The organism is Burkholderia sp. E168m23 (assembly GCF_016586125.1).
Classification (GTDB): Bacteria; Pseudomonadota; Gammaproteobacteria; order Burkholderiales; family Burkholderiaceae; genus Burkholderia; species Burkholderia orbicola.
Map to the genome: position 1 here is coordinate 1 of NZ_BCPP01000253.1, position 7703 is coordinate 7703.

Here is a 7703-nt window from a genome sequence, read left to right on the forward strand (position 1 = left end):
TTGGCTCGCACGAACGGCTTCCTCCTCGATATTTCAGCAGCATAGACCGATTATTCTAGCATCAGCGACTCGTCGAGATTGGCCTCCCGGGCCTGTTTGATGGCACCTCCGCGTCGGTAAACCGCGTTCGGCGAACCGGTTATCAAGTCATCTTGACTATTAGATAGACCGATATGTATCATTTGAACGCAGTAAGCAATGATCGATATTGCGTGGATTGAAGAGACGGAACGGTGGCTAGTGTCCCCATTTTCCGTCGTCTGCGGCAGCAGACGCTGCACAATGTTTCAAGCCGACAAGAGAACCTGAGAGAGCCTTGGCATGCGGGCCCGCGGACGATCTTCGCCGCGCAGCGCCTCGCATCAGCCGGGGGCATGCTCGCGGGCGAGTGCGCGAAGCAATACGGCGCCAATGAAACGTGAGGAAAATACCCATGTATCGCCGTTTACTCGCACCGGGGCTGCTGTTGCTGTTGGCCGCGTGCGCGCAAGACCCGTCGGTCACCGCCAGCACGGTACGGATCTGCGACGACACAGGGTGTTCCGATCGCCCTAAAGATCAGGTCTCCTATCAAAAAAGGGACGATGCGGAAGACCGGGACGATCCGCGCATCGCCGCGCTCAAGCAAATCGCGAAAACCCAGCCGAAGGCCGCCTACGACCTCGGCCTGCGCTCATTTTCTGATTCTTGATTCGTGATGGCCGGTGCGTGCGGCGTGATTCGCGCGTACGGGCTGCGTTCGTTCCGTTCGTCCAGAAGGTGATCCCGATGAAAGCCGTTGCACTGATCGCATTGACCTGCCTCGCGCTGACCGCTTGCGGCGGCGGTGACGACAATTCCTCGCCCGCGGCGTCCCGCGGATCGGGCACGAGCAACAACGGCGGCAGCGGTGGAAGCGGCGGAACGCCGACCACGGGCACATCGGGCGGCAATCCGGGCTCGCCGACCGCGTCGAACGTCGAGTGCGATCCGGTTTACCAGCAGGGCGATACCGTGCAGTTGCACATGTATACGCAAGCGACGTCGCAGAGCCCGTCGGTCGACAACGGCGTGTACACGCGGACTTACGCGCCGGCCACGTTCGACGGCGTGGCGCTCACGCAGGAGGCTGAAACCACGACAGGCTCGCCGATCCAGACCAATCACTACTACCTCGTCGGTAACGGCGTACGCACGTACTACGGCAGCGAGGTTTACAGCGGCGGCACGCTCGCGTTGCGGGACGTGAACTCGCCGCCCTATGTCGAGACGATCGGGCTCGCGGGAAGCGAGACGGTGAACTACGTGGATACGCCCGTCGTTCCGTCAGGCGGCGCGCAAACGGCTGTCTCGATCCAGCGGACCTACGTCGCGCGCGAAACGGTCAGCCTCAGGAACGGCAAGGTCTTTGCGAACGCCTGCCACTATCAGACCACGGAGACCGCCGCCAACCCGGCGGTGACGACCAAGACGAGCGCTGACGACTGGCTCGCGCCGGGCGTCGGCCTGGTCAAGTCGGTCGCCAACGTCGGCGGCACGCAGATCATCACGCGCGAACTGGAAGCGGCGACGGTGGGCGGCAAGTCGTACTAGCGGTCGACGCGAGACGCGCGCCGCGGATGGAGACGTTGCGCCATCCCGTCGCGCCGTTCGCCCGACAACACGACGCGGTGGCGGACATCGATATCCCACTCGATCAGGACTGCGAATACACCGTACCCCGGCCCTTCAGATGGAACGCAGGAACGCGGCAGACACGCCCAACCGAAGATCCGACGAGAGATTGCGCGACCGTGCGATTTCCTTCGTGAGCTGCATGACCGTGCGGCACGCCAGCGTCAGTTCGCCGTGAGGCGACATGGCGAGCGCAATGAAGCGCGGCACGGACGGATCGACCACCATCGACGCCTGCAACCGGCATTCCCGTTCCAGATTGGCGATCGCGTAAGGGCCCAGCAACGCATGGATGCCACCGTCGGCGACGATGTGCCCCTGCAGGCTCAGTGAATCCGCTTCCGCCGCGAAATTGAGCGACACCTGATGTTCGCCCGCGATTTGTTCGAGCCGTTCGCGCCAGCTATTGGGGCGGCAGAAAGAGACCAGCGGAATGCCATCGAGCCTGGAAAACGCGATCGTCGGCTGACTGGTCAAAGGGTCGCCTTCCGCCCCCACGAGGTAAGTCGCGGCCTCGACCAGGTATTCGTCGCCGTTTCTCGGCGTCGGACTGTTTCGAAACAGGATGGCGAGATCGACGCTGCCGTTCTCGAGCCAGGTTTCCAGCAACGCCCCTTGACCCTCGCGCACCTGCAACTGCACCAGCGGATAGCGCTCTCGAAGGCGATGGTAAAGGGTGCTGACAAGCGGATGGGCAGTGGAGGGCAGGATTCCGAGCCTGACCACGCCGATCGGCTCGCCCGCCGCGCTGCGGATGTCGTTGGACAACTGCTCCGTGCTGGCCAGCCACGTCCTCACGCGCGGCGCGATACGCGTGCCCAGCTCGGTCAATACCACGCCGCGCCCTGTCCGTTGAAACAGACGGCCGCCGCAATACTGTTCGAGCTCGACGATCTGCCGGCTGATGTGAGGCTGACTGGTTCCGTAAGCAATGGCCGTCTTGCTCAGGCTCCCGAGTTCCGCCGCGTCGATGAATAGCTTCCAAGCCGCATAGTCCATCGCGAAGCCTCTCCCGAGATATGTCAAATCAGTATAGCTGAAATGCGCAATCTGGCCGTTCTCGCATGGGTCCCGCATCCCTACACTGCAACGCATGCACCGTTGTTCCGGCGCGATGCGCAACGGGCGGCGGGCTCTCCTCCGGCAAAGAGGAGCGGAAAAGCTCACATTTGGAGACGTCATGAAGGCAATCGATCTGCGCGGTTTGGTCCCGGCACCCGTTACCCCTTTCACCCGCGAGGGCGCGGTGGACCATGCCGCCATTCAACGGCTGGGCGCATGGCTCGGCGGCATCGAAGGCGTCAAAGGTCTGACGGTGCTCGGACACGCAGGCGAAGGCACGTTCCTCTCGCAGAAAGAACAGGCTCAAGTCATCGAAAGCTTCGTGAAGTCCGTCGACAGCAAGATTCCGGTCATCGCCGGTATCACGCTCGAAGGCACGGAAGTGGCGGTGGAAGAGGCGAAGCGCGCGGTGGAGGCCGGCGCGTCGGCCGGTCTGGTGTATCCGTCGCACGGCTGGCTGCGCTTCGGTTATCAGAAAGGCGCGCCGCAGGATCGCTACCGCGCGATCCACGAGGGCAGCGGCCTGCCGCTCATCCTGTTCCAGTACCCGGACGCCACCAAGGCGACCTACAACCTCGACACGCAACTGGAAATCGCCGCGCAACCGGGCGTCTTCGCGATGAAAAACGGCGTACGCAACATGCGTCGCTGGGACGTCGAGATTCCGATCATCCGACGCGAGCGTCCGGAACTGCAAATCCTGACGTGCCACGACGAATATCTGCTTCACACGATGTTCGACGTCGACGGCGCGCTCGTCGGCTACGGCGGCCTGGCTCCCGAGCCGCTCATCGAACTGATCAAGGTAGGCAAGGCGAAAGACTACCCGGCCGCCCGCGCGATTCACGATCGCCTGCTGCCGGTGACGCGCAACGTGTATCACCGCGGGTCGCACATGGAAGGCACCGTCGCGCTCAAGCATGGCCTGGTGGCCCGCGGCATCCTCGAGCACGCCACCGTGCGCTCGCCGTTGCTGCCGCTCGCGCAAGGCGCGGACGTTGAAATCGCGGACGCGCTTCGTTCGGCCGGCCTCGTCGACTGACTCCCGCGCGGTACGTCCATAGCCGGATGCCGACGGCGCGGCGCCGCCCGCTGTGCCGTCGGTATCGAGCAGTCGGGGCGGCGCGAAACCTCGTTGCGCGCGCCGCTGCCGACAGGCTCGGCAAACGATAAAAAACGCGCCGACGTCGCGGCAAACGAATAAAAAACGCGACCAGTGCTGCAAAACAAGAAGCAAGCCGAAGGTCCATAAAATGCAGCTTTTCAGGAGACAGCATGAACACCCCTTCGACCGCCTGCGGCGTCGACCTTGGTCGATCCGCGAGCGAAACGCGTCCCACGAGCGAGCAACTGCGGGCGGCGAACCTGTTGTTCCGCATCGAAAACGTGCCGTTCTGCAAGTGGCACACCCAGGCACGGATCGTCATGGGCAGCGCGACCCTCTTCGATGCATTCGACGCACTTTCGCTGGCTTTCGTGCTGCCCGTACTGGTGGGGCTGTGGCATCTTTCTGCCGGTCAGATCGGCGTGCTGATCGCTGCGGGCTATCTGGGCCAGGTCGTCGGCGCGTTGGTCTTCGGCTGGCTGGCCGAGCGCCTGGGGCGGGTGCCGAGCGCCACCGTTGCGGTGGGCGTCATGTCGGCGATGAGCGTCGTATGCGCGTTCACCGGCAGCTTTCACATGCTGTTTCTGATGCGCGTCCTGCAAGGCATCGGCGTGGGCGGAGAAGTGCCCGTGGCCGCCACGTACATCAACGAGCTGTCCCAGGCGCACGGCCGCGGGCGTTTCTTCATCCTGTACGAACTCATTTTCCCGTTGGGCCTGCTCGCGGCCGCGCAGCTCGGTGCGTTCGTCGTTCCGCGCTTCGGCTGGGAAACTATGTTCCTGATCGGCGGGATTCCCGGCATGGTCGTCGCGATCCTGATCGCACGCCTTCCGGAATCGCCGCGCTGGCTCGTTGCACGCGGGCGTTTCGATAAGGCCGAACGCATCATCGAGCGGCTGGAAGCCAGCACGACGAAGCGCAACCTCGACATACAAGTCCAAAGGGCCGAGGTGGACGCGCGCGTGGCGAGCCTCCTGGTCGGACGACAGTCGAAGCGGAAGGGAACCTGGAAGGAACTCTTCTCGCCGTTCTATCGAGGCCGCACCGTCGTCGTGTGGCTGCTTTGGGCGAGCGCTTATTTCGTGGCCAATGGCATCAACAACTGGCTGCCCAGCCTCTACAGGACGGTCTACCATCTGCCGCTGCAGACGTCGCTTCAGATGGCATCCATCTCGAACGTCCTGAGTACGTGCGGGGTGCTCGCCTGTGCGCTGCTGATCGATCGGGTCGGGCGCCGCCGGTGGGCAATGGCCTGCTTCATCATCAGCGCAGCCCTGCTCGCCGTACTCGGCATTCATGGCGCCGGCAGCGCCTGGTCCGTGATGTTGCTCGGGTCGTCGGCGTACGCGGTGATGGCAACGACCACGGTCCTTCTGTACCTGTACACCCCTGAGATCTACCCCACCCGGATGCGCGCCATCGGCACCGGTCTCGCGACCTCCTGGCTGCGCGCGGCGTCTGCTGCCGCGCCGGCGATCGTCGGCGTCGTATTGACCGGGAAAGGCATCGCAGCGGTATTCGTCATGTTTGCCGCGGTCAGTGCGGTGGGCTTCTTCGTCGCCGCGCGAATGGTGGAGACGACCAATCGTTCGCTCGAGGAAATTTCACCGTAGTCACTCGCATGCCTGACGGCGCCTTCCCCTGAGAAGCCTCGCGGGAAGGCGTTTCCTCGCTCGTCACGCCAGCGACTTCGGCGACGTGCTCGAAACAAGGGCCGCCGTTCCCGCTATTCAATCAGTACTACAGATGGATGGTCACGGAAAAGGCCGCTCACAAAAATATGAATGGAGACAATCGAAATGAAAAAGACACGACAGATCGTGGTGCGCGTTGCCGCCCGGCGCGTTGTCGGTACGCTCGGCGTGACGGCGATATTCAGCGCCGGTCTGGTATTGAATTCCGTCGGGGCATACGCGGATAGCGGCTCCCAGGTCCAGCTTTATGGCCTCCTCGGCACCTACGTCGGCAGTATCAAACGCAGCGACACGCCGCAGGCCGCGGTACAGATGGGGAGCGGCGGGCTGACCACGTCGTTCTGGGGAATCCGCGGCAAGGAAGACCTTGGCGGCGGCGTCGGCGCCATTTTTGTCCTCGAGAGCTTCTTTCAACCCGCAAACGGCGCGCTCGGGCGCAGTACGGCGGACCCGTTCTGGTCACGCAATGCGTACGTGGGCTTTCAAGGCGACTTCGGGCAGGTGACCTTCGGGCGACAAAGAAACCCGGCCTATACGGCTGAATCCCTCGTCAATCCGTTCGGATCCTCGACCGTCTTCTCTCCGCTCGTCCTGCAGACGTTCGTGACCAACTATGGCGGGACGATCATCGGCGATACGGTGTGGAACAACACCGTCAAGTACACGACGCCCGACTTCAAGGGGTTCGCCGCCACCGTCATCTATGGTCTTGGCGGCGTGGCGGGTTCGCCGGGCGTCGGTAATCTCGGCGTTCACCTGAACTATCGAGGGCATGGCCTCACGGCCGTGCTGTCCGGCCAGCGCGTGCGGTATACCGCGGCAGGGCCGGTCGGCGCGCAGTATGCCTATCTGGCTGGCGCGGCATACGACTTCAAGCTCGTCACGCTCTATGGCGCATGGGCGATGACGAGCGATGCGAGTACGCCGACCGGCAGCCACACCTATGAGGCGGGTTTGTCGATCCCGTTGTCGCCCGCCGACTTCCTGCTTGCAGAGTGGGCGCGCACGAAGCGGTCCGGCGCTACCCGAGCGGCGAGCGGCCTGCGGAACACCGCGTCTGTCGGCTACAACCACCTGCTGTCGAAACGGACGGACATCTACGCGATTTACGCTTACGACAAGCTGAGCGCACACCCCATCGGCAACTCGTTTGCGGTGGGCATTCGCCACACGTTCTGATTCCCTCCCGTACCCTTCCACACCCCGCAGCGGTAAATCCTTCCCTGAACGGGAGGTCGCGTTTATGATCCGCCATGCAAGCGGTGGTCGCTGGAATCGTCTGGTTGGTCGCACAACCATTCCGTTCCTTCGGCGCCGCTTTCCTTTTGTGCTTAACCTTCACACGAATTCACGAAGATCCCATGCAACGCGTGGTCTCGTCGTCGCCGAATCGAAAGCGATCTGTAAACAACAATGCTGCCGACCAGTTATAACGCGTTGCTCGTTCTTCTTTCGCTGCTGATTGCCATATTGGCGTCCTACACCGTGCTGGACATGGCCGGGCGCATCAAGAGCGCTCAGGGGCATGCCGCACAGTGGTGGCTGGTCGGCGGGGCTTGCGTGATGGGCACGGGCATCTGGTCGATGCATTTCGTCGGCATGCTCGCTTTCGCGTTGCCGATTCCACTGGGATACGATCCGGCCATTACCTTGCTGTCGTTGCTGATCGCGATCGTCTGCTCCACGTGCGCGCTGTGGCTCGTCTGCCGGGACACGCTGAAGTGGCGCCGGCTGTGCGGCGGGGCCATGTTGATGGGGGCCGGCGTAGCGGGCATGCATTACACGGGCATGGCGTCGATGCGCATGTCGCCCGGCATCCAGTACGACCCGTTGCTCGTTTGCCTGTCGGTCGCAATTGCCGTGGTCGCATCGGGCGCCGTACTGTGGATCGTATTCATTCGGCGTGCCAACTCGTCGCGCGTGCGGCTGCTCAATCTGGGATCGGCCGTCCTGATGGGCGCCGCCATCGCCGGCATGCACTATACCGGGATGGCCGCCGCCCGATTCCCGCTCGGCAGCCTCTGCGGGGCAGCCGGCTCGCGCATGGACGCCGGCTGGCTTGCACTGGTCATCATCGTCGCCACGTTGGCCATACTCGCCATCGCGTTGATCGTCTCCATCCTCGACCTGCGTCTGGAGGCCCGCACGGCGGTACTGGCCACGTCACTGGCCGAAGCCAACCAGGAATT

General features: G+C 63.3%; 6 protein-coding genes and 1 pseudogene. 6 read left to right on the forward strand and 1 reads right to left on the reverse strand.

Annotation, left to right across the window (positions count from 1 at the left end; translation table 11 throughout):
- Positions 1-433 precede the first annotated feature (433 nt).
- A pseudogene (locus JMF90_RS15050) lies at positions 434-679 on the forward strand (sel1 repeat family protein); the annotation flags it as partial.
- Positions 680-768: 89 nt separating this feature from the next.
- A complete protein-coding gene (locus JMF90_RS15055) occupies positions 769-1572 on the forward strand; it encodes a hypothetical protein (protein ID WP_201317475.1) in 804 nt (267 codons plus the stop codon).
- Between the two features lie 135 nt (positions 1573-1707).
- On the opposite strand, the gene JMF90_RS15060 is transcribed toward JMF90_RS15055, so the two are convergent.
- Entirely contained in the window at positions 1708-2652 is a 945-nt protein-coding gene (locus tag JMF90_RS15060) for a LysR family transcriptional regulator (RefSeq protein ID WP_175849476.1), read from the reverse strand.
- Between the two features lie 181 nt (positions 2653-2833).
- Between JMF90_RS15060 and JMF90_RS15065 the strand changes: the two genes are divergently transcribed.
- The 4 genes from JMF90_RS15065 to JMF90_RS15080 form a co-directional block, all read left to right on the forward strand.
- The gene (locus tag JMF90_RS15065) at positions 2834-3757 is read left to right on the forward strand and encodes a dihydrodipicolinate synthase family protein (RefSeq protein ID WP_201317476.1); all 924 of its coding nucleotides are present in this window, start codon (positions 2834-2836) and stop codon (positions 3755-3757) included.
- Positions 3758-3990: 233 nt separating this feature from the next.
- Positions 3991-5433: an MFS transporter gene (locus tag JMF90_RS15070; protein WP_201317474.1), complete on the forward strand. Its 1443-nt coding sequence runs from the start codon at positions 3991-3993 to the stop codon at positions 5431-5433.
- A gap of 186 nt (positions 5434-5619) precedes the next feature.
- Positions 5620-6693, forward strand: a complete 1074-nt coding sequence (locus tag JMF90_RS15075) for a porin (protein ID WP_201317473.1) — start codon at positions 5620-5622, stop codon at positions 6691-6693.
- Between the two features lie 234 nt (positions 6694-6927).
- The coding region (locus JMF90_RS15080) for an MHYT domain-containing protein (protein ID WP_305790745.1) at positions 6928-7703 on the forward strand (776 nt) is incomplete at its 3' end.